This window comes from Psychrobacter sp. SZ93C1 (assembly GCF_015864635.1).
Taxonomy (GTDB): Bacteria; Pseudomonadota; Gammaproteobacteria; order Pseudomonadales; family Moraxellaceae; genus Psychrobacter; species Psychrobacter fozii.
Genome location: NZ_JADYWY010000034.1, coordinates 1 through 690 on the forward strand (window position 1 = coordinate 1; position 690 = coordinate 690).

Genomic DNA, 690 nt, shown 5'->3' on the forward strand with positions numbered 1-690 from the left:
GCACGCTTTTTAATGTCCAATATTTCAGTGTCAGAGACTCGTATTTTTAGCCACTTTGTCCTTGCCATGTTGGCCTCGCTCTAGCGGTTGTTTGTTACCCCTCACGGCTTTTTGTGAGGGGGTGGGGTTAAGGGGTTTCCCCTTACCAGTATGCCTTGGGTCAATAGTAACGTAGTGGATATTGTACCCACGGTATATGCTGGCTTATTTGGAAAAATATATTTTATCTAATAAAAATCAATCTGAGTTTATATCAAACAACAGTACTTAAAATATTTGTTATAGTACAATGTTTAAGGTGTTCAATAAGTAGTTTTATTCCACAACCCAATCCGTAATTTTATTAGCCATCCTAAAAAGTTAAGACATAAAAATTATGCAATCATTAAAAAAACTCTGTGTTTGTCTATTAATCAGCTGCGGATTATCACTTGGAACAACGGTATCAGCTATTGCTGCAGACTTTGCAACAACCAAAGCTTTAGCAATAAGTGGTGATGCTTTTTCTCAAAACCAGTTAGCTGGAATGTATAGTAATGGTGAAATTGTTAGTCAAAATCAAGAAAAAGCATTTGAATGGGTTGGAAAAGCAGCTAATCAAGGGTACGTTAAAGCTCAATTCAATATTGGTGTAATGTACGAGTATGCTGAAGGTACACAACAAGACTATGCTAAGGCGATCGAATGGTA

Annotated in this window: 1 protein-coding gene; it reads left to right on the plus strand. The window is 36.7% G+C overall.

Annotation, left to right across the window (positions count from 1 at the left end):
- Positions 1 to 376 precede the first annotated feature (376 nt).
- On the plus strand, positions 377 to 690 hold a 314-nt coding region (locus tag I6E83_RS14675), incomplete at its 3' end, for a tetratricopeptide repeat protein (RefSeq protein WP_197102986.1).